At 43.5% G+C, this 515-nt stretch carries 2 protein-coding genes; both read left to right on the plus strand.

Features of this window, described 5'->3' with window-relative positions; translation table 11 throughout:
• The coding region (locus OPC11_RS22065; protein WP_264783425.1) for a pyocin activator PrtN family protein at positions 1 to 323 on the plus strand (323 nt) is incomplete at its 5' end.
• Positions 301 to 515: hypothetical protein (locus OPC11_RS22070; RefSeq protein WP_264783426.1), on the plus strand; the 215-nt coding region annotated here is incomplete at its 3' end. The genes OPC11_RS22065 and OPC11_RS22070, both read left to right, overlap by 23 nt.

Raw genomic sequence — 515 nt, forward strand, 5'->3', positions numbered from 1 at the left:
ATCTTCAAGGAACTAGGGGCATTGAAGTGAAAGGTCAATTTGCTCCAGTTATCAACACGTACACGATGCTTGTGTTGCGTTACATGTCTCCAGTGGTCCCACTTGAAAATGTGGTTGAAGACTACTTGAGCCACATGTCACTCGAAATTGCCAAACGTAAAGCAGTGAAACAAGAATTGCCGTTCCCTGTGATCCGTTTAGGCGAAAAACAGAAAGCATCTTGGATGGTCAATTTGCATGATCTTGCTGTGTACATCGATCAGCAAACTGCATTAGCCCAGCACGATCATAAAGCCATGAATGGTGAACAATATGCGCACTAATTTAGACCATGACGTTTTTATGAAAAAGGGCAAATCCATTGCCCTTGCTCAACAAGTCGACGACTTTCTGAAAGCTCAGGGCAAATCAAAACCAGATCAGATTCCATTTGGTCACTCTGAACTTACGCATAAACGTAAAACTGAAGGCGATAACGCTCAGTCTACGAGGCGCGAAATCATGTTCAGCTCAGT

Source organism: Haladaptatus sp. T7, assembly GCF_026008575.1.
Taxonomy (GTDB): domain Archaea; phylum Halobacteriota; class Halobacteria; order Halobacteriales; family Haladaptataceae; genus Haladaptatus; species Haladaptatus paucihalophilus.